Genomic DNA, 21,293 nt, shown 5'->3' with positions numbered 1-21,293 from the left:
GGCTTATTACTATCGAATGTCGAGGAACAGGCAATGTCGCAATACCGTACCTTCACCGCTGCTGATGCGGTGGAATATGCTAAAAAATTTGGCGGTGTGGACGATCCGTCAGCGCTGGTCAGCGCAGAAGAGATCGGCGATGGCAATCTCAACCTGGTGTTCAAGATTTTCGATAACCAAGGACAGAGCCGCGTGGTGGTGAAACAGGCACTGCCCTATGTGCGTTGCGTGGGTGAGTCCTGGCCGTTAACTCTGGATCGCGCGCGCCTCGAAGCGCAGACGCTGGTTGAGCACTATAAACATTGCCCTGAGCACACGGTTAATGTCACCCATTACGATGCCGAACTGGCGGTGATGGTGATGGAAGATCTCTCCAGCCATCGCATCTGGCGCGGCGAGCTGGTGAAAGGGGCTTACTACCCTGAAGCGGGGCGTCAGCTGGGCGAATATCTGGCGCAGACGCTGTTCCATACTTCTGATTTTTTCCTGCATCCGCACAAGAAAAAGGCCGAAGTTGCGCGTTTCATCAACCCGGAAATGTGCGAAATCACCGAAGACCTGTTCTTCAACGATCCCTTTATCGATCACGAGCGTAATAAATACCCGGCGGCACTGGAGCCGCTGGTGGTCAGCCTGCGCACTGACGATGCGCTGAAAATCGCGGTGGCCGGGCTGAAGCACCGCTTCTTTGCGGATGCCGAAGCGCTGCTGCACGGCGATGTGCACAGCGGCTCAATCTTTGTGGCCGATGGTAGCCTGAAGGTGATCGATGCGGAGTTTGGCTATTTCGGTCCGATTGGCTTTGATGTCGGCAGCGCGATTGGCAATTTGCTGATTAACTACTGCTGCCTGCCTGGCTTGCTGGCCCCGCGTGAAGCGGCAGAAGGGCGCGAGCGTCGTCTGAGCGATGTGCATGACGTCTGGACGCAGTTCTCCACTCGCTTCCTTGAACTGGCACACGCCAACACTTCTGATGTGGCGCTGGCGTATCCGGGCTATGCGGAAGCCTTCCTGCGCAAAGTATGGAGCGACGCCATTGGTTATTGCGGCACGGAACTGATTCGTCGCACCGTGGGCATGTCTCATGTGGCCGACTTCAAACAGATCGCCGATGAGACCATGCGGACAGAATGCATTCGCAGTTGCATCACGCTGGGCCGTACGTTGATTCTCGCGGCAGATCATATTGCGGATGTCGACGCGCTGATTGCGCGCATTCGTCAGGCGGGGTAAGTCAGGCTTCAATCTTATAACCGTGCCATTCACTGCGCGCTTTGGCCGTGAAACCGCTATGTGTATGCGGGATAAGTTATGCCTGGCCCCATCAAAAAAGCCTCCGTCAGGAGGCTTTTTCGTGTTACGCGGCTTCACTGGCGCGCGTGGCGCCTTTATCCTGCGGCTTCGGTGAGGCCAGTGCCTCCGGCACAAACTCATCGACGTTGATGGCTTTGAGACGGCTGGCTTCAGCGCGCGTCAGTACTTTGGCTTCGCTCTCATCAATCCAGCCCTCTTTCAACGCACGCTGTGCCAGCGCATCCAGACGGGTAAACGACAGATGTTTTTTCTGCTGCTGGCAAAGACGTTCATGAATCACTTCTGCTGCCATCACATCCTGCAGTGCCTGCTCCAGTTGGCCTGCTGGATTGTGTTCGCTTGGCGTCAGGTACATGCCACGGCCCAGACGTGTACGGGTGGCTGATGGCAGTTGCAACAGCTTCGCCAGTTTATGATCCAGTTTGTCAGACGGTGCCGGACAGTGCTTGCCACCGGCGAAGATCACCATGCGCAGCGCGCCTGCCACCAGACGATTAGGGAAGTTACGCAGCAGGTCATCCATCGCCACCTCAGCCTGATGCAGCGCATCCTGCACGCCCCAGTGCACCAGCGGCAGATCGGCTTCATTGCGGCCTTCATCGTCAAAGCGTTTCAGGGTAGCAGAGGCGAGGTACATCTGGCTCAGCACATCCCCCAGACGTGCTGAGATACGTTCACGACGTTTCAGGCTGCCGCCTAACACCGCCATCGACACATCTGACAGCAGCGCCAGGTTGGCGCTCAGACGGTTGAGCTGCTGATAGTAGCGGCGGGTAACGTCGCGAGTTGGCGACGCGCTGGTGCGGCCGCCGGTTAAACCGAGCCACAGGCTGCGCACTTTGTTGCTACCGACATGGCCAATATGGCTGAACAAGGCACGGTCAAAGGCCACCAGATCGTTTTTAGCCGCCGCGTTCATCTCTTCCAGCACCCATGGATGGCAGCGAATCGCGCCCTGGCCAAAGATGATCATGCTGCGCGTCAGGATATTGGCGCCTTCCACGGTAATCGCAATCGGTGCGCCCTGATAAGCTCGCGCCAGGAAGTTGTTGTCGCCCAACATAATGCCTTTACCGCCGGCGATATCCATCGCATCGATAATGGCGCGCTGGCCGCGGTGGGTGCAGTGATACTTCACGATAGCGGACAGCACCGCCGGTTTTTCACCCAGCATAATGCCGCTGGTGATAAGCGTAGCCGCCGCATCCATCACGTAGGCGTTACCGGCAATGCGTGCCAGCGGTTCTTCGATCCCTTCCATTTTACCGATAGAGACTTTGAACTGACGACGGATATGCGCATAAGCACCGGTTGCCAGCGCAATGCTCTTCAGGCTGCCTGTTGAGTTGGAAGGCAGGGTGATGCCGCGACCGACTGACAGGCATTCAACCAGCATACGCCAGCCCTGACCGGCCATCGACGGGCCACCGATGATGAAATCGATCGGCACGAAAATATCTTTACCGCGTGTTGGACCGTTCTGGAACGGCACGTTAAGCGGGAAGTGGCGATGGCCAATCTCTACGCCCGGCGTTTGCGTCGGGATCAGGGCACAGGTAATGCCCAGCTCTTCAGTCTCACCCAGCAGATGATCGGGATCGGAGAGTTTAAAGGCCAGACCGAGCACGGTAGCAATCGGTGCCAGCGTAATGTAACGCTTGTTCCATGTCAGGCGCATGCCCAGCACCTGCTGACCTTGCCATTCGCCCATGCACACCACGCCAGTATCCGGAATGGCACCCGCGTCAGAACCCGCTTCCGGGCTGGTCAGCGCGAAACACGGAATTTCATCGCCGCGTGCCAGACGCGGTAAATAGTGATCTTTCTGCTCATCGGTGCCGTAATGCTGCAACAGCTCGCCTGGGCCGAGTGAATTAGGTACACCCACGGTGATCGCCAGGATACCGGAAACGCCCGCCAGTTTTTGCAAGACGCGCGCCTGAGCATAGGCAGAGAATTCGAGGCCGCCATACTCTTTCTTAATGATCATGGCGAAGAAGCGATGCTGCTTGAGATACGCCCACAGTTCCGGCGGAAGATCGGCCAGTTCGTGAGTGATCTGGAAATCATTCGCCATACGACAGGCTTCTTCGACCGGCCCCTCGAGGAAGGCTTGTTCCTCTTCCGTCAGACGTGGCTGCGGATAGTTGTGCAGTTTCTGCCAGTCTGGCTTGCCACGAAACAGATCGCCTTCCCACCAGGTCGTACCGGCATCAATCGCTTCCTTTTCCGTACGCGACATCGGCGGCATCACTTTCTGGAAGCTGTGCAGCGCAGGTTTGGAGAACATACTGCGACGCATGGCAGGCAGGTTGAAGGGCAGCAGGATAATCGCCAGTGGCAGCAGCAGCCACGGCGTCCACAGGCCTGCAGCAGCCAGCCCGGCAGTCCATAGCAACAGGACTACGCTGCTGAGCCGCAGCGAAACTTGATGGTAGAAGAGGGCGCTAATGACAATCAGCGTCGCGACAATCGAGGCAAGCAACATAATGAACCGCTCCGTAAGTTGTAAGAGGTCTGACCTGTTATAAGGTAAGGTTTAGAGCAGTGGCTGCTTTTTAGCAATCTGTTTACATCGCAATTACAACGGAACTCACAAAATCGCACTCTCTGGAGACCAACAGAGCAGGAACGGCAAAGCCTGAGCATTTTTCCCCGATGCAGGCGCTTTGCGGCTTTGTCCCATTCCGTTAAACTTGCAGGGTAAATCTTTCCTCTAAAGGACATCCCTATGTATCAGGACATTATTCGCTCAGAACTTAATGAAGCAGCCGATACGCTTAATAAGTTCCTGAGTGACGAAGCGAACATTCACGCGATTCAGCGCGCGGCAGTCTTGCTGGCAGACAGCTTCAAAGCCGGGGGCAAAGTGCTTTCCTGTGGCAACGGTGGTTCTCACTGTGATGCGATGCACTTTGCTGAAGAGCTGACGGGGCGCTACCGTGAAAATCGTCCTGGCTACCCGGCGATTGCCATCTCTGATGTAAGCCACCTTTCCTGCGTCAGCAACGATTTTGGTTATGACCATGTGTTCTCGCGCTATATCGAAGCCGTAGGCCGTGAAGGTGATGTGCTGCTGGGCCTGTCCACTTCAGGCAACTCGGCGAACATCATCAAAGCGGTCGAAGCGGCACGCGCGAAAGGGATGAAAGTGATTACCCTGACCGGTAAAGATGGCGGCAAAATGGCAGGCACAGCGGATATCGAAATTCGCGTACCGCATTTTGGCTACGCTGACCGCATTCAGGAGATTCACATTAAAGTGATTCATATCCTGATGCTGCTGATCGAAAAAGAGATGGTTAAGTAATGACGCGTCACTCCTGCTCACGCGGGAGTGCTGACTTAAGGCGGTTGCTATGTGCGAATTGCTCGGGATGAGCGCCAATGTCCCCACGGACATCTGTTTCAGTTTTACCGGTCTGGTGCAGCGTGGCGGCGGAACCGGGCCACATAAAGATGGCTGGGGCATCACTTTCTATGAAGGAAAAGGGTGCCGCACATTTAAAGATCCTCAGCCCAGCTTTAACTCACCGATCGCCCGCCTGGTGCAGGAATACCCGATCAAATCACATTCCGTGGTCGCTCATATCCGCCAGGCGAATCGTGGTGAAGTGTCGCTGGAAAACACCCATCCGTTTACCCGCGAGCTGTGGGGACGTAACTGGACCTACGCGCACAACGGGCAGCTGAAAGGCTACAAACAGCTGGAGACCGGGACTTTCCGACCCGTTGGCGAAACGGACAGTGAGAAAGCGTTTTGCTGGATCCTGCATAAGCTGTCTGAGCGTTATCCGCGCACTCCGGGCAACTGGCCGGCGGTATTTCGCTACATTGCTGAGCTGGCGGCTGACATGCGTGAGAAGGGCGTGTTTAACATGCTGCTGTCGGACGGTCGTTATCTGATGGCGTTCTGCTCGACCAATCTGTATTGGATCACTCGGCGTGCGCCATTTGGCAAAGCCAAGTTGCTCGATCAGGATGTAGAAATTGATTTTATGCAGCAAACAACGCCGAAGGACGTTGTGACGGTGATTGCGACACAGCCGCTGACAGGAAATGAAACCTGGCACCGGATAGTGCCAGGCGAGTGGGCATTATTTTGCCTGGGTGAGCGCCAGGAATGACTTCGAGGCAGCATCCGGTGTAGCAATCACCGGCGTGCTGTTCACCGCATATTGACCCGTCGTCGTCACGTTAACCGTTGGCGGTATGTGGTACTTCTCAAAGTACGCATAACCTGGCTGCAGTTCACGCCAGAAGTTGATGTACGTTGAGTAGCGATGACGCTGCATGTTGCTATCGGTCATATGGAACGGATAGATATTGATCTGTACATCCTGCTGACCGTTGCGCAGCGCAGCGTTGACGTAGGTAAAGATCTCATCCATTGATGCGTTGGTCATGGCGTAACAGCCAATTGAGACGCAATCACCGTGAATCATCAAATAGTTACCGTCATAGCCTTTATCACGATCGTATTGATTCGGGAAGCCGGTATTAATCGCGCGGTAGAAACGGCTGTCCGGTTTTAACTGGTTCAGCTTAACGTTATAAAACCCTTCCGGACTTTTAAAATCGCCCTGACGACGCTTAGGCCCTAAACCGCCAGAGAAATTACAAATGCGATAGCTGTCCAGCAGACGATATTCATTACCGATTTTGCCGTACAGTTCCAGCGTACGCTCTTCCTTGAAGATCTGAATAAAAACAGGGGTGCCAAGTAATTGTTTCTTTAACTCTTTGCTCACCGGTGCCGACAGTTGCGTTGGCTCTGGCGAAATGGCCCAGCTAAGGACTGGCATAAGAATCATCGCAAGCCACAATGCGATTCTGCCCATTCTGTGTGTACCTTGAAGTGAAGAGAGACGATGACGCTGAGCGTCTTGGTATTGCATTATCGGAAATATCCGCTACCGCAGCGCAACATTAACATTGTCTGAGGTTTAATCAAGACAGTCTCCGAGAAAATGGTGCAATCCTAAGGGGATTACGACCAGAATTTTGTAAACTTTAATTCGTCGCTCAACAAATATTGCCGAAGTTTTTTCCTGCTGTATACTTATCCAGTATTCGGAGGGCGTATGCGCAAAATCATTCATGTCGATATGGACTGCTTTTTCGCGGCCGTTGAAATGCGCGACGATCCTTCATTAACGGATATCCCAATCGCCATTGGCGGCAGCCGGGTGCAGCGTGGCGTTATCAGTACCGCCAACTATCCCGCGCGCAAATATGGCGTGCGCAGCGCAATGCCGACGGCAATGGCGCTCAAGCTCTGCCCGCATCTGAAATTACTGCCTGGACGCTTCGATGCCTACAAAGAGGCGTCACGCCAGATCCGCGATATTTTCGCACGCTACACCCCATTGATTGAGCCCTTATCACTGGATGAAGCGTATCTTGATGTCACCGATAGCGAGCATTGTCAGGGCTCAGCGACGCTAATGGCGCAGGCGATACGTGCCGATATCCTGCGCGAAACCGGTTTAACCGCCTCGGCGGGCATTGCGCCGATCAAATTCCTCGCCAAGATCGCCTCCGATTTGAATAAGCCCAACGGGCAATACGTCATTACACCGCAAGTGATGCCGGATTTTTTACTGACGCTGCCGTTGAGCAAAATTCCAGGCGTAGGAAAAGTGGCGACCAAAAAACTGGAAGAGATGGGACTGCGAACCTGCGCCGATGTGCAGAGAGCCGATCTCGCCTTGCTGCTGAAGAGATTTGGTAAATTCGGCCGCGTGCTCTGGGAGCGCAGCAACGGCATTGATGAGCGCGATGTGGTGGTGGAGCGCGAACGCAAATCGCTCGGTGTCGAACGCACGCTGATGGAAGACATCCACAACTGGGAGCAATGTCTGGCCATCATTGACTATCTCTATGCTGAGCTGGATCGACGCCTGACAAATATCCGGCCCGACAAGCAAATTGCGCGTCAGGGCGTGAAGCTCAAATTTAATGATTTCCAGCAGACCACGCAGGAGCATGTCTGGCCGGTGCTGAACAAGGATGACATGATCGCGGTGGCGCGGCAGGCATGGGATGAACGGCGTGCCGGACGCGGCGTGCGCTTGGTGGGATTGCATGTGACGCTGGTGGATCCGCAATTGGAGCGGCAGTTGGTGTTGGGTTGGTAAAAACGGCGATCTCATCAGCGTGATGCTGGTTAGCAGCGATAGGTCAGCCCGACCGCCGCACAGGCCATTTCTGATACGCATAAAAAAAGCTGCCATTTAAAACGGCAGCTCTCCTTGAGTATGGTCTTAGTTAACCAGCATGCCGGCTTAAGCGCCGCCATATTCAGCCACTAAATCACTTCTTAGCGTACTTCGCTTCCAGTGTGGCAAACCACGGCGCAACAAAATCGTTGTTCACACCCCAGCCCGGAATGATCTTGTTCAGGGTTGCCACGTTAATCGCCCCTTGTTGGCTGTTCAGCAACTGCTGCGAAATGGAAGACGCTTTAAACTCGTAGCTTGCCGGAGTGGCTTCACCCGCGATTTTATTGGCTACTAAGCGCATATTGACCGCACCGATGGTTTTTGGATCGACCGCGACCGTCTGCACCCATGGACTGTTCTTCTCATGCATCAACTGCAAGTCCTGGTTGGATACGTCAATACTGTAGATTTTGATTTCAGTACGACCATTCTCCTGCAGCGCTTTGTAAGCACCCTGACTGAATGCGTCCCACGATGCCCAAATCGCATCTATTTTGCCTTTTGGATATTTTGCCAGGATCGCACCCACTTTGTTGGCGGTGTCGCCCTGTACATCGGTAGAAACTGCGCCAATGGATTCCAGCTGATGAATGCCTGGATTCTCTTTCAGCAATTTCTCATACACCACCTGGCGACGTTCCTGCGGCGGGAAGCCTGCGACCCACAGTTTGATGATGTTGGCTTTACCATGGAAATCACTGATCAGCTGACCCAGTGACGCCTGCGCCAGTGAGGCATCATCTTGCGCAGTGACGGTCACGCCATTGATCGGCGTATTCACCGGGGTATCAAAGACGGACAGTTTGATACCTGCATCGACAATGTGTTGCACCAGCGCGGTGGAGTAGGGTTCTTTGCCGTGAGAGAGAATGATGCCATCGTATTTCTGGCTGATCGCCTGATTAACGAAGTCCTGGAAACGCGCATCATCGCCATTACTCAGGAAAGTACTGACTTTAAAGCCCAGTTGACGACCTTGCTGAATGGCACCGGCAATAAACTGCGTGGTGTTATCGTCTGAGCCCAGGTTACGGATGATGGCGATGCGCACCGGGCCTTCGTGATTCGCAATCGCAGCAGGGACCGGGGTAACCGTATCGGCAAAGGCAGCGCTGGCATTCAGCAGGCTTAATGCCAGCAGCGAAAGGGTCATTTTTTTCATTAGGATCTCTTTCTCAGTAAACGCGCCTTAGCGGCGCTGAATATAGGTAATCGCCAGGGCCAGAGCCAGCACCAGGCCTTTGATAATGTCCATGGCGTAATAAGGCACGGACAACATCACCAGCCCGTTCTGCAACACACCAAGAATCACCGCGCCCACCAGCGTACCGAGCGCGTTAGGTTTGCCGGAACCGGCCAGCGAGAAGCCGATCCATGCCGCGGCAACGGCATCCATCAAATAACCGCTGCCGGCATTCACCTGGGAAGAACCAATACGTGATGCCAGCAAAATACCGCCCAGCCCGGCCAGCAGGGATGCGAGTACATAGGCCAAAACGCGATAGCGCGTGGTGCGAATGCCGGAAAGGCGTGCGGCTTCTGGATTGCCCCCCAGCGCGTACATGCGACGGCCATGTTTGGTTAACGACAGTGCCAATTGCGCCACAATCGTCACCACCAGCATGATGATCACAATGGTCGGCACCTGACCCAACAGACCGAACGCTGCGGGGATGGTGCCTTCCGCCATATCGCCGCTGGGCATCACCATATTCTCGGTAATCGAACCGCCGAAGCTGTAAGTCATCGCCACGCCCTGAATCACAAACAGGGTTGCCAGCGTGGCCAGCATGTCGGGAATGCGCAGAATCACGATCAGGAAGCTGTTGAGCAGCCCCACCAGGGTGCACAGCAGGAGCGTAATGATGATCGCTTCGGTAGTGCCAAAGCCGTGCCAGACAAACAGCGAAATCACCAGCGCATTGGCCAGTGAGGCCGTTGAGCCCACCGACAAATCGAAGCCGCCGATGGTCAGCGAAATCGACACGCCAATCGCAATCACCGTGACGATCGCAATCGAACGCAGAATGTTGATGATGTTGGTGGGCTCGAGGAAGCTGTCCGATGCCAGACCAAACCCGGCGATCAGGATCACCACGGTCAGCAACATGCCCCATTTATAGAGAAAATCGAATAATTTATGACGCAGAGAAGGCTGCGGATTCAGGGATAGTTCTTTGCTGCTCACGCAGGGGTTCCTCCGGTGGAATAAAGCAATAGCATCTCTTCAGTGGCCTCACGACCTTCCATCTCTGCCACAATGCGCCCATCCCAGAGCACACAAATACGATCACATAAGCCGACAAGTTCGGAAAACTCGCCCGAAGCGTAAATGATGCCTTTGCCTTCGCGCGCCAGGCCATCAATCAGGCTGAACAGATCGGTCTTAGCTTTGATATCAACGCCTTTGGTCGGCTCATCAAAAATCAATACATCGGCGTTGTTGCGTAGCCATTTCCCAATTGCCACTTTTTGCTGATTACCGCCCGATAGACGACGCAGAATCTGCGCCGGGCCAGTGGTGCGCACGTTGAGGCGCTGAATCACCTCTTCAGCCCAGCGCCAGGCCTGACGATGGCCGAACAGACTCCAGCGGGAAAAACTGTTGTCGGCGCTGACGCTCAGGTTCATGCTCACCGGCTCATCGATAAAAATACCTTCCTTGCGACGCTCTTCCGGCACCAGAGCCATGCGGTTTTCCACCGAATCATGAGGAGAACGCGGCCGCCACGGTTTGCCGTGCAGCTCGCCTTTTTCGACGCGGCTTTTGCTGGCGCCAAACAGCGCCTTACACAGCTCGGTTTTCCCCGCGCCCGCCAGGCCAGCGATGCCGAGAATTTCACCTTTGCGCAGATGCAGTGAAATATCTGCCAGCAGCTGGTCATCGTGCAAACCCTCCACCGACAGCAGCAGCGGTTGTTCGCTACGTTCGCGTCGTGGTGGATAGACATCGGTCAACTGGTGTCCCAGCATCTTCTCAACGATCTGCTCCCCGCTCAGTGCGGCCATTGGGCAGCTCTCAATCAAGCGGCCATCACGCAACACGGTTAAGCGATCGCAAATTGCTTTGAGTTCGTGAATGCGGTGGGAGATAAACACCACGCCAATGCCGTTGAGCTGTAAACGGCGCACGACGGTAAACAGACGCTCGCTTTCATGCTGATCCAGCGGCGCCGTCGGTTCATCCAGAATCAGAAAACGGCAATGGTGGGAGAGGGCGCGCGCTAGCAATATTTGCTGCTTCTCCGCCAGCGAGCAGCGTTCCACCAGACGATTAACATCGATGTTCACTTCCAGCTGATTGAGCAGGGCACGCGCCTGGCGACGGATTTCACGCCAGCTATAGGCATGGCCGGGTTCTGCCAGCTGATCGAGCAGAATGTTTTCCGCCACGCTGAGCTGCGGCACCAGCGCCACATCCACTTCCTGCTGCACCAGATGAATACCGAGTTTTTTGGCATCGCGCGGTGAACGAATGGAGACCGGCACATCGTCCAGCAGGATCTCGCCACTGTAATCACGGTGCGCGCCTGATAGCACCGCCATCAATGTGGACTTTCCCGCGCCATTGGCCCCGGTCAACGCATGCACCGACCCGCCTTCGGTAAGGAAGTCGACCTGGGTCAGCGCGGCAAAACCGCCAAAAGCGATGGAGATATTACGCATCTCCAGGCGGTTAATCGCACTCATGGGGTCAGGCCTTTCATTAAAAGAGTGGGTGGCATTTTTTCTGAACCCATAACGCTGGGCAACAAATGAAAGCGCATAAGCTAGCACGAAATCTTATTAGCCATCCAGACATCTGGGCGTAACGGCGTCTAAAACTGGTGAGGCAGTGTGGAGTGGTAGAATGCTGGGGTGATAAGCAGGATTTATAGTGAAATATGCTGCACTTTGCAGTCGGTCTGAAAAGGGGATCCGGCAAATATTGCGACTTTAATAGCTAGAGGATCCTTAACTTCAGAATGGCAGGCATAAAAAAACCAGGCCTTAGCCTGGTTCCTTGAGCATCGCAAAGACTTACGCTTTCTCTGGCACCACGTTCAGCAGCGCAGTCAGCAGTTTCCAGTACAGACCGACGCTCTCAATGTGCACCTGCTCATCCGGTGAGTGTGGACCGGTAATGGTTGGCCCAATCGACACCATATCCATGTTCGGATACGGCTTCTTGAACAGACCACACTCCAGACCCGCGTGAATCACCTGAATGTTTGGCGTTTTGCCAAACAGCGCTTCGTAGGTTTTCCGCGTCAGCGCCATCACTGGCGAATCGGCATCAGGCTGCCAGCCAGGATAACCGCCTTTCGGTGCCGTTTTCGCGCCAGCCAACTGGCCCAGTGAAGTCAGGGTTTCAACCACCCAATCTTTGCCGGTGTCGATCAGTGAACGAATCAGGCAGATGATTTCGGCATTGTCCTGATCCATGGTCACCACGCCGACGTTCAGCGAGGTTTCCACCACGCCTTTGGCCACGTCAGAGTTGCGGATCACGCCGTTCGGGGTGCTGTTCAGCAGGTTGATGAAGCGATCGCGGCTGTCGGTGGTCAGCGCCTGGCCTTGATGTGCCAGCGGCTCGGTGGTTAACGCAATGTTCTTCTCTTTAATGCCCAGCTCGTTCAGCAGCGTAGCCTGGAAATGGGCCGCAGCCGATTTCAGTGCATCCACTTTATGGCTGTCGATCGCCAGCGTGGCAAAAGCTTCGCGCGGAATCGCATTACGCAGCGTGCCGCCAGTGAACTCAATCAGACGCACATCCAGTTCCTGCGCGTAGACCGCAAAGAAACGCGCCAGCAGCTTGTTGGCGTTGCCCAGACCATGATGAATATCGGCACCGGAGTGGCCGCCTTTCAGGCCTTTCAGCGTGAGCTTCAGGGTTTCAAAGCCCGCAGGTACGGCTTCACGGTTTAATGGCAGGGTGGTGATGAAATCAATACCGCCTGCGCAACCCATGTAGATCTCACCCTCTTCTTCGGAGTCGGTGTTGATCAGGATATCGGCTTGCAGCCAGTTTGGCTGGAGACCAAATGCGCCATCCATGCCCGATTCTTCGGTCATGGTCAGCAGCACTTCCAGTGGGCCGTGGGTCAGGCTGCTATCAGCCAGCACCGCCAGCGCAGAAGCCATGCCAATACCGTTGTCAGCGCCCAACGTGGTGCCACGTGCTTTGACCCACTCGCCATCAACGTAAGGTTGAATCGGATCTTTAGTGAAGTCGTGCACCGTATCGTTGTTCTTCTGCGGCACCATATCGAGGTGCGCCTGAAGTGCGACAGGGGTACGTTTTTCCATGCCCGCAGTGGCCGGTTTACGAATCAGGATATTGCCGACCTGATCGCGCTCAACCCAAAAGCCCTGCTCTTTGGCCCAGCTCACCACGTGTTCGGCCAGCGCTTCTTCATGGTAAGAAGGGTGCGGAATGGAGCAGATTTTAGCGAAAATATCCCACAGCGGTTGGGGGGAAAGTTGCGACAATTCAGACACAATGCATCTCCTGTGTCAGCGCGGCGGACATACCGCTCGCACGCCGGGTTCCAGTGAAAGATCGCCGTCAGCACATCTGACGTGATGTGGCTGAGAATATCACTGTTTTTCACCGGGTGCGTACTCAGGCGCGCTAAAATCCTGCATCCAATGCGACAGATGCTGGTTTTTAACGCGTCAGATCCTTATAATCTCGCGCAACCTTTTCCCCCTTGCCTATTTTTAAACCAACATTGTTGGTCGGGATTTCTTTTATGAGCGAAAAATACGTCGTCACCTGGGACATGTTGCAGATCCATGCCCGCAAACTGGCCCAGCGCCTGCTTCCTGTGGAACAGTGGAAAGGTATCATTGCGGTAAGCCGCGGTGGTCTGGTTCCGGCATCGTTGCTGGCGCGTGAATTGGGTATTCGCTATGTCGATACCGTCTGCATCTCAAGCTATGACCACGATCATCAGCGCGAAATGAAAGTGCTGAAGCGTGCGGAAGGCGACGGTGAAGGTTTCATCGTGATTGATGACCTGGTGGATACCGGTGGCACCGCGCAAGCGATCCGCGATATGTATCCAAAAGCGCGTTTCTGCACCATCTTCGCTAAGCCAGCTGGCCGTGCGCTGGTGGACGACTACATTGTCGATATTCCGCAGAACACCTGGATCGAACAGCCGTGGGACATGGGCGTGGTTTACATCCCGCCAATCGTCAAAAGCTGATTGATGCAACGCAAACAACGTCCGGTTATGCCGGGCGTTGTGCATTCTACGCCTCGCACCCAACATGTGGGTGCAGTACACTCTTAGGCATCTATGCGACTATCGCGGGAGAACGTCTAAGATGTCGGATAAAAACCTCAGCGAAGAGCTTTTTAAGCCCCGCTTTAAACACCCGGAAACCTCCTCTCTGGTGCATCGCCAGCATCACCATCCGGTACAGGTGCACAACACCCTGGAAGGGGATACCCAACCTTGCTGGTATCGCATGCTCAACAAACTGCTGTGGACGTGGCGCGGCCTGTCTCCGCAGGAGATCAGCGAAGTGCTGGCGCGCATCGCCATCAGTGAATACGAGCATACTGATGACACTCAACTCGATACGGTGATTGGCTATCGCGGGGGGAACTGGAACTATGAGTGGTCGAAGCAGGCCGCCTTGTGGCAACAGCGGGCGATGCAGAATGAAGATCACGAAGAAGCCGGGCATCAATGGATGCGGGCATCGAACCTCTACAGTATTGCTGCCTATCCGTATATAAAAGGCGATGATTTGGCCGATCAGGCTCAGGTACTGGCGAATCGGGCGTATGAAGAAGCGACGCAGCGATTACCCGGTGAGCTGAAAGCGCTGACTTTTCAAATCAGCGGTGGCAGCCCGGTCACCGGTTTCCTGCATATGCCTGCCGGGGCCAAAGCCCCATACCCGACCGTGCTGCTGTGCGGTGGCCTGGATTCGCTGCAAAGCGATCATTATCGCCTGTTCCACGATTATCTGGCGCCGCGTGGTATCGCCATGTTGACGCTGGATATGCCTTCAGTGGGCTTTAGTAGCAAATGGACGTTGAATCAGGACACCAGCCAGCTTCACCAGCAGGTTTTGCGTGAGCTGAGTAATGTGCCGTGGATTGATCACACGCGCGTTGCGCTGTTTGGCTATCGCTTTGGCGCCAATGTCGCCACGCGACTGGCTTATCTGGAAGTGCCGCGCCTGCGTGCGGTCGCGACACTGGGCGCGATGGTGCATAACGTGTTTGTCGATGAGCAACGCCAGCAACAACTGCCAGACATGTACATGGATATGCTGGCCAGTCGTCTGGGAATGCCTTCCGCGTCTGACAGCAACCTGCGCATTGAGCTTAATCGCTATTCATTGAAGGTGCAGGGCTTACTGGGGCGTCGCACGCCGACGCCGATGCTGGCGGCTTACTGGCCGGGCGATTTGTTCAGCCCAGAAGAGGAGGCACAATTGATTGCCAACTCTTCCGCACAGGGCAAAGTATTGGCGATACCCGCCACGCCGGTGTTCTCCAGTTTTGAGAAAGCGTTAAATCAAATCTGTGACTGGTTAGCAAAACAATTGGGTGTATGACTGGCAAAAATTCGACGCTCTGCTACTACTTATATCCGGGATATTTTGCGTTGCGCGCGTGATTCGCGTAACGAGAAACAATTTTACGGTTATTTGAGGGAGAATTAGCATGACGTTACCGAGTGGTCATCCCCGTAGTCGCCTGCTGAAGCGCTTCACCGAATTGGGGCCGTACATCCGTGAAGGAAAATGTGAAGAGCAGCGTTTCTTCTTTGATTGCCTGGCGGCGTGTGTCAACGTTAAACCCGCACCCGAACTCCGTGAGTTTTGGGGCTGGTGGATGACGCTGGAAGCGCACGAAGACCATTTCACCTATGAATACCACTTTGGTTTGTTTGATAAAGACGGTGACTGGGGTGTGGCGACGATCAAAGGCAAAGAGAACAACGAGAAAGTGGAGAGTACCTTGCGTAATTTCCACGAGCGTTTGAAAGCCGTGCTGCATGACCTCAAGCTGGATCTCAAACCAGCATCGGGATTTAAAGAGGAGCCGGTGAAGCTCAGTGCTTAGCCCTGCATTCCCAGAGCGTGGCTTTTAAGCCAGTCTGGTAGAGATAAAGAAGAAAGAGCCGGTGATGAGCCGGCTCTTTTTTTATAGACACATTGAGGGTAAAGCTAACTGCTTAGAACTGGTAAGTCAGACCAACAGCAACGATGTCGTCGTTGTTCAGTGACAGACGGTTGTCGTCGTTCAGCTGGTTGATTTTGTAATCAACAAAGGTAGACATGTTTTTGTTGAAGTAGTAAGTCGCGCCAACGTCGATGTATTTAACCAGGTCAGCATCGCCGATACCTTCGATATCTTTCCCTTTAGTCTGTACATAACCAATGGACGGACGCAGGCCGAAGTCGAACTGGTACTGTGCAACCAATTCAATGTTCTGTGCTTTGTTAGCCGCACCCGATACAGAAGCACCTGTCACTGAGTTGGTGCCGCTGATTGGTGTCATGTTACGGGTTTCGGTGTAGATCGCTGCCAGGTAAACGCTGTTAGCGTCATACTTGATACCTGCGCCCCATGAATCCGCTTTATCACCAGAACCGTAAGCACGAGCTTGCTGCTGGTTAGTACGGTCAGAAGAGGTGATTGCAGACATCAGGCTGATGCCGGTATCGCCAATGGTGTAACCCAATGATGCACCGTAACCGTCGCCATTCTGGCGAGAAGTATCGGTGGCGCTACCACGTGCGTTGGCGCTGGTAGAGTCGTTTTTACCCTGGTATTGCAGCGCGAAGCGCAGGCCATCAACCAGACCGAAGAAGTTGCTGTTGCGGTAAGTCGCAACACCGGTAGCACGAGCGGTCATGAAGTTATCAGTACGCGCAGTACCGTCACCACCGAATTCAGGGAATACGTCAGTCCATGCCTCAACGTCGTACAGTACGCCGTAGTTACGACCGTAGTCGAATGAACCGTACTGACCGAATTTCAGACCCGCAAAGCCCAGACGGGTTTTGTTGCCTGAGTTAGCGTCAGAACCTTCAGAGTTGTTGACGTTGTACTGATATTCCCACTGGCCGTAACCGGTCATCAGATCGTTGATTTGAGTCTGACCTTTGAAGCCGATACGGACGTAAGATTTGTCACCGTCGTTTGAAGCGGCATCACTAAAGTAATGCTCAGCTTTAACGCGGCCGTAGAAGTCCAGTTTGTTGCCGTCTTTGTTATAAACTTCTGCGGCTTGGGCGGTGGAAGCCAGTGCCAGCGCTGATACGACTAATGCCAGTGTGCTCTTCTTCATTTGCTATCAATCCCAATGAGTAAAATTTGTTGTACCCTTGAAAGGGTTTGTAAAACAGGGAACTTTTTACCGACTGGTGATGAAAGTTTTATGACAGTTTTTCTGATTTCTTGTTAATCGCGAACTTTTGGTCTACCGCATTGTCAGGGGTTTTTTGTGCTTTTCCCCTTGCTGTTATTGGCTTCCTCGCTCACTCCTGATAAAACGTCCCTTCGCAGAATTTTTTCTTATATGGCAGGAAAAACATGAGTGGCAGTCAGACCCTTGTGGTCAAGTTGGGTACCAGCGTCCTCACCGGCGGTTCACGTCGGCTGAATCGTGCGCACATGGTGGAGTTGGTTCGTCAGTGTGCACAACTGCATGCGGCGGGTCATCGTATCGTTATCGTCACTTCCGGCGCGATTGCCGCTGGACGCGAACACCTGGGTTACCCCGAACTGCCGCCTACCATCGCCTCAAAGCAGCTGCTGGCTGCGGTGGGGCAGAGCCGTCTGATTCAGCTGTGGGAGCAACTGTTCTCGATTTACGGCATTCATATCGGGCAGATGTTGCTGACCCGTGCGGATATGGAAGATCGTGAACGCTTCCTCTACGCACGTGACATGCTGCGTGCGCTGCTCGACAACCATATCGTGCCGGTGATTAACGAGAACGATGCTGTTGCTACCGCAGAAATTAAAGTGGGCGATAACGATAACCTGTCTGCGCTGGCGGCGATGCTCGGCGGTGCGGATAAACTGCTGCTGCTGACCGATCAACAGGGTCTGTTCACCGCCGATCCGCGCACCAATCCTGAAGCCGAGCTGATCAGCGATGTGCACCAGATTGATGACGCATTGCGCACGTTAGCCGGAGGCAGTGTTTCAGGCCTCGGCACCGGCGGCATGGCGACTAAACTGCAGGCGGCTGATGTGGCCTGCCGTGCCGGTATCGACGTGATCATCGCGGCAGGCAGCCGCCCGGATGTGATTAGCGATGTACTGTATGGCAAGCCGGTCGGCACCCGCTTCCACGCACAGCAATCACCGCTGGAAAACCGCAAGCGCTGGATCTTCGGTGCCCCACCTGCCGGTGAAATCACCATTGATGATGGTGCACTGGCTGCGGTATTAGAGCGCGGCAGTTCACTGCTGCCGAAAGGCGTACGTGAAGTGCAGGGCAACTTCTCTCGGGGTGAAGTGATCCGCATTCGCAACCTGCAAGGTCGTGATATCGCCCATGGCGTGACGCGTTACAACAGCGATGCCATGCGCATGATTGCCGGTCATCACAGTCAGGAAATTGGCGATATCCTCGGTTACGAATATGGCCCGGTTGCGGTGCATCGTGACGATATGATCGTCAGTTAAGGAGCAGATGATGTTAGAAGAAATGGGTAAAGCGGCGCGTGCAGCCTCGTACAAACTGGCAGAACTCTCCACCGAACAAAAAAATCAGGTGCTACTGACGATTGCCGATCGTCTGGAAGCGGAAAGCGCCGACATTCTGGCGGCTAACGAGCAGGATTTGGCCGATGCGCGGCAGAATGGCATGAGCGCGGCATTGCTGGATCGCCTGACGCTCAATCCGCAGCGTCTGAAAGGTATCGCTGACGATGTGCGTCAGGTGTGCCGTTTGGCCGATCCGGTCGGGCAGTTGATCGATGGCGGCGTGCTGGACAGCGGTTTACGTATTGAACGTCGCCGCGTGCCATTGGGCGTGATTGGGGTGATTTATGAAGCGCGTCCTAACGTCACCGTGGATGTGGCTTCTCTGTGCCTGAAAACCGGCAATGCGGCGATTCTGCGCGGCGGTAAAGAGACCTATCGCACCAACGCGGCCACCGTTCGCGTGATCCAAAACGCGCTGAGCGAGCATGGCCTGCCCAAAGGGGCTGTGCAGGCGATTGAAAACCCGGATCGCGAGTTGGTTAACCAACTGCTGAAACTCGATCGCTATGTCGATATGTTGATTCCACGTGGCGGCGCAGGGTTGCACAAGCTGTGTCGTGAAAACTCGACCATTCCGGTGATCACTGGCGGTATTGGCGTGTGTCATCTCTATCTCGATGAAACCATGGATATTGAGCCCGCGCTGGAGGTGATTGTTAATGCGAAAAAACAGCGTCCGAGTGCCTGTAATTCATTGGAAACCTTGCTGATTCACCGCGATCAGGCTGAACGCTTTATTCCTGCATTTTTACAGCGGATGGCGCAGGAAAATATCCCGCTGCACGGCGATGCAAATGTCCTGCCGCTGCTGCAAAACGGTCCGGCCAGCGTAGTGGCAGTGCAAGCCGAACAGTATGATGATGAGTGGTTATCCAACGATCTCAACGTCAAGCTGGTGGCGGATCTCGACGATGCGGTTGCCCATATTCGCGAGCACGGTACCCAACACTCGGATGGCATCCTGACGCGCAGCATTGGCAATGCCAATCGCTTTGTGAATCAGGTTGATTCCTCCGCCGTCTATGTGAATGCCAGCACGCGCTTCACCGATGGGGGGCAGTTCGGTCTGGGCGCGGAAGTGGCGGTCAGTACGCAGAAGCTGCATGCGCGTGGTCCAATGGGGCTGGAAGCACTCACCACTTACAAGTGGATTGGCTGGGGCGACGATACGCTGCGCGGCTAATTTTCACTTCTGCAACCCAATGGGCACCGCAAGGGTGCCCATTTTTTTTGCTTCAGATCCAATTATTCCCAGAGCTTTTTGATTTATTTCTGTCATCTATGGCGCCGCCGCGCCTTTTCGCCCATTTTTGGTTTTAACGGCTGGTATCAGCGTCACAGAACAATCCTGAAAACCCCTGTCAGAACAAGCTGTCGGGCATTCATTACTGGTTTCCACCTCGCCGAAGGGGATAATGATCATCCAGCTTCATTGATAAAAGCTGTTGGGTAGTAAACTGACGGTAATATAAAATGAACTGGTAGCAAAAATGAAAATAACATTCAGTCTTTAACTGATGGCAGATTATTAACTGATGGTTAAAAAAGAGAGTAACAGACAAGCTTTTACTGCCAGGCTGATTGCCGCGTGTGACAGCGCGGGAATTGTCGGACATGGACGGAACAAACAGGTTGCACAGGCACTGCAGGAAAGGGGATGCAGGATCTCAACACCGGGGGTCTGGAAATGGTTCAACGCGCAATCGATTCCAGATGACAGCAATTTACTGGCGCTCAGCCAGTTACTGGACGTGCGCGTAGAATGGCTGCAGTTTGGCATGGAAAAACCCGCTGCCACGATCGGCCAGCAGACGTTGATGGACCCACAACATCTGTTCCGCGTTGAAAGTCTGGATATTGGGCAGCGTAGCGCTCAGGGCATTGCTGCGCGTGATGATCTGGTCGAAACCATTCAGGCGATCGAGTATGGGCTGGATGAGGCGCGCGTGCTGTTTAGCGGTCGTCCGGCAGAGAACATCCGACTCATCGCGCTGAACAATGATTCCATGGCTGGTACCTTTGCGCCGCGCGATCAGCTGTTTGTGGATATCAGCGTGCACCGCTTTGACGGCGACGGGATTTACCTGTTCACGCTAGACGATCAACTTTATCTCAAACGTCTGCAGCTGCAGCACAGAAAGGTCGCGGTGATCTCTGACAACAAGCGCTATGAGACCTGGTACCTGACGCTGGATGAGGCGGCCTCATTGCAGGTGGTAGCGCGTGTCATCATGAGCCAGGCCCGCGATTATCAGATTTTAGGTTGATCACAAAACGTATTGAGTGGGTAAAAAAATAATCTGGCTGAAATCATAAATTTAACTGACGGTAAATAAAAAATTAACTGTTGGTGTTTGCCAATGCATTAGAACCTGTTAATAATTTGACCATGGAAGGACGACATCACTGCTCCCGGATGAGCCCGCTCTTAAACAATTGAGGCGCTGCACAAGCGCGATACCCACCACCCAAAGTCAGTGAATTTTGGGATGGGGTGGATGCGCATTATGCAGCGTCGTCAGCTCTCTTCTGACTTCACTCTCCTCTGCTTTTCCCTGGCCGCGAACGCAGCCGGGCGGGTCGATGTCGAGTGTTTGCAGTGGAATAGCGGACGCTTCGGCTTCAGCCGACACGCCGCGCCTGCCACCCCATCGCCAAAAACTCATTCACAGGAGGAGTTATGGCGATTATCCAGTATGGCAAGTCAGTCTTCACCGGGAACGCGCGCACCCGTCGTCACCGACGCCGCCAGTCACTTAGCCGCCTGAAGCACAGTATCGACTGTGCCTTAGGCCTTGAGCCCGATAACCCAACCCTGCGTAGCGCAGAACGCATCTGCCAGCGCCAGACGCAATCGCGAGTCGACTGTGCGGTAATGGCACCTACACGAAGTCAGGCAGAGAGTGCCAGCTTCGATAACTGCTGTCTTCCCCACGTCCATTTGTACGCCGTGCGCTAAATCCTTGTCGTATTTCCCAGCTTTAAGCGGAACGTTTCGTTATTGCTCACTGTTTAGCCTC

At 54.3% G+C, this 21,293-nt stretch carries 18 protein-coding genes; 11 read left to right on the top strand and 7 right to left on the bottom strand.

What is annotated here, in order from left to right; translation table 11 throughout:
* The first annotated feature begins 33 nt into the window (after window positions 1-33).
* Window positions 34-1,233, top strand: a complete 1,200-nt coding sequence (mtnK, locus tag LH22_RS17610) for an S-methyl-5-thioribose kinase (RefSeq protein ID WP_038648786.1) — start codon at window positions 34-36, stop codon at window positions 1,231-1,233.
* Between the two features lie 124 nt (window positions 1,234-1,357).
* On the opposite strand, the gene fadE is transcribed toward mtnK, so the two are convergent.
* Complete coding sequence (gene fadE / locus LH22_RS17605; protein WP_038648783.1) at window positions 1,358-3,802, bottom strand: acyl-CoA dehydrogenase FadE; 2,445 nt, start codon at window positions 3,800-3,802, stop codon at window positions 1,358-1,360.
* 243 nt (window positions 3,803-4,045) lie between these two features.
* Between fadE and lpcA the strand changes: the two genes are divergently transcribed.
* Together lpcA and LH22_RS17595 are read left to right on the top strand one after the other, a co-directional pair.
* The gene (lpcA, locus tag LH22_RS17600; protein WP_034825351.1) at window positions 4,046-4,624 is read left to right on the top strand and encodes a D-sedoheptulose 7-phosphate isomerase; all 579 of its coding nucleotides are present in this window, start codon (window positions 4,046-4,048) and stop codon (window positions 4,622-4,624) included.
* A gap of 49 nt (window positions 4,625-4,673) precedes the next feature.
* Window positions 4,674-5,441, top strand: a complete 768-nt coding sequence (locus LH22_RS17595; protein WP_038648781.1) for a class II glutamine amidotransferase — start codon at window positions 4,674-4,676, stop codon at window positions 5,439-5,441.
* On the opposite strand, the gene dpaA is transcribed toward LH22_RS17595, so the two are convergent.
* On the bottom strand, window positions 5,412-6,155 hold the full coding sequence (gene dpaA, locus LH22_RS17590) for a peptidoglycan meso-diaminopimelic acid protein amidase (RefSeq protein ID WP_038648778.1): 744 nt from the start codon (window positions 6,153-6,155) through the stop codon (window positions 5,412-5,414). The genes LH22_RS17595 and dpaA overlap by 30 nt on opposite strands.
* A gap of 243 nt (window positions 6,156-6,398) precedes the next feature.
* Between dpaA and dinB the strand changes: the two genes are divergently transcribed.
* Window positions 6,399-7,454 (top strand): DNA polymerase IV, encoded by a 1,056-nt coding sequence (gene dinB, locus LH22_RS17585; RefSeq protein ID WP_038648775.1) that lies wholly within the window; start codon window positions 6,399-6,401, stop codon window positions 7,452-7,454.
* A gap of 175 nt (window positions 7,455-7,629) precedes the next feature.
* Here the strand turns inward: dinB and LH22_RS17580 are convergent, their stop codons facing one another.
* From LH22_RS17580 to pepD, 4 genes are all read right to left on the bottom strand, one after another.
* Window positions 7,630-8,700, bottom strand: a complete 1,071-nt coding sequence (locus LH22_RS17580; protein ID WP_038648773.1) for a sugar ABC transporter substrate-binding protein — start codon at window positions 8,698-8,700, stop codon at window positions 7,630-7,632.
* 27 nt (window positions 8,701-8,727) lie between these two features.
* A complete protein-coding gene (locus tag LH22_RS17575; protein ID WP_038648770.1) occupies window positions 8,728-9,726 on the bottom strand; it encodes an ABC transporter permease in 999 nt (332 codons plus the stop codon).
* The gene (locus LH22_RS17570) at window positions 9,723-11,228 is read right to left on the bottom strand and encodes a sugar ABC transporter ATP-binding protein (RefSeq protein WP_038648767.1); all 1,506 of its coding nucleotides are present in this window, start codon (window positions 11,226-11,228) and stop codon (window positions 9,723-9,725) included. Before LH22_RS17570 ends, LH22_RS17575 begins: the two co-directional genes overlap by 4 nt.
* A 330-nt stretch (window positions 11,229-11,558) precedes the next feature.
* Window positions 11,559-13,019, bottom strand: coding sequence for a beta-Ala-His dipeptidase (gene pepD, locus LH22_RS17565; RefSeq protein ID WP_038648764.1), 1,461 nt, complete (start codon window positions 13,017-13,019; stop codon window positions 11,559-11,561).
* Between the two features lie 254 nt (window positions 13,020-13,273).
* On the opposite strand from pepD, the gene gpt reads away from it, so the two are divergent.
* The 3 genes from gpt (at window position 13,274) to crl (ending at window position 15,612) form a co-directional block, all read left to right on the top strand.
* Complete coding sequence (gene gpt, locus LH22_RS17560; protein WP_007887137.1) at window positions 13,274-13,732, top strand: xanthine phosphoribosyltransferase; 459 nt, start codon at window positions 13,274-13,276, stop codon at window positions 13,730-13,732.
* A gap of 121 nt (window positions 13,733-13,853) precedes the next feature.
* Window positions 13,854-15,101: an esterase FrsA gene (gene frsA / locus LH22_RS17555; RefSeq protein ID WP_038648760.1), complete on the top strand. Its 1,248-nt coding sequence runs from the start codon at window positions 13,854-13,856 to the stop codon at window positions 15,099-15,101.
* Between the two features lie 109 nt (window positions 15,102-15,210).
* The gene (gene crl / locus LH22_RS17550) at window positions 15,211-15,612 is read left to right on the top strand and encodes a sigma factor-binding protein Crl (protein WP_038648758.1); all 402 of its coding nucleotides are present in this window, start codon (window positions 15,211-15,213) and stop codon (window positions 15,610-15,612) included.
* 112 nt (window positions 15,613-15,724) lie between these two features.
* Here crl and ompC read toward each other — a convergent pair whose 3' ends face one another.
* Entirely contained in the window at window positions 15,725-16,843 is a 1,119-nt protein-coding gene (gene ompC / locus LH22_RS17545) for a porin OmpC (protein ID WP_038648755.1), read from the bottom strand.
* A gap of 245 nt (window positions 16,844-17,088) precedes the next feature.
* On the opposite strand from ompC, the gene proB reads away from it, so the two are divergent.
* The 4 genes from proB (at window position 17,089) to LH22_RS20365 (ending at window position 21,232) form a co-directional block, all read left to right on the top strand.
* Entirely contained in the window at window positions 17,089-18,192 is a 1,104-nt protein-coding gene (gene proB, locus LH22_RS17540) for a glutamate 5-kinase (RefSeq protein WP_038648752.1), read from the top strand.
* Window positions 18,193-18,202: 10 nt separating this feature from the next.
* Window positions 18,203-19,456 (top strand): glutamate-5-semialdehyde dehydrogenase, encoded by a 1,254-nt coding sequence (gene proA / locus LH22_RS17535; RefSeq protein ID WP_038648750.1) that lies wholly within the window; start codon window positions 18,203-18,205, stop codon window positions 19,454-19,456.
* 352 nt (window positions 19,457-19,808) lie between these two features.
* Complete coding sequence (locus LH22_RS17530) at window positions 19,809-20,540, top strand: S24 family peptidase (protein ID WP_038648747.1); 732 nt, start codon at window positions 19,809-19,811, stop codon at window positions 20,538-20,540.
* Between the two features lie 413 nt (window positions 20,541-20,953).
* Window positions 20,954-21,232 (top strand): hypothetical protein, encoded by a 279-nt coding sequence (locus LH22_RS20365; RefSeq protein WP_071845630.1) that lies wholly within the window; start codon window positions 20,954-20,956, stop codon window positions 21,230-21,232.
* Window positions 21,233-21,293: the final 61 nt, after the last annotated feature.

Origin of the sequence: Pantoea rwandensis (assembly GCF_000759475.1) — a bacterium.
Lineage (GTDB): Bacteria > Pseudomonadota > Gammaproteobacteria > Enterobacterales > Enterobacteriaceae > Pantoea > Pantoea rwandensis_B.
This window is presented reverse-complemented; position numbering and strand designations above follow the sequence as displayed.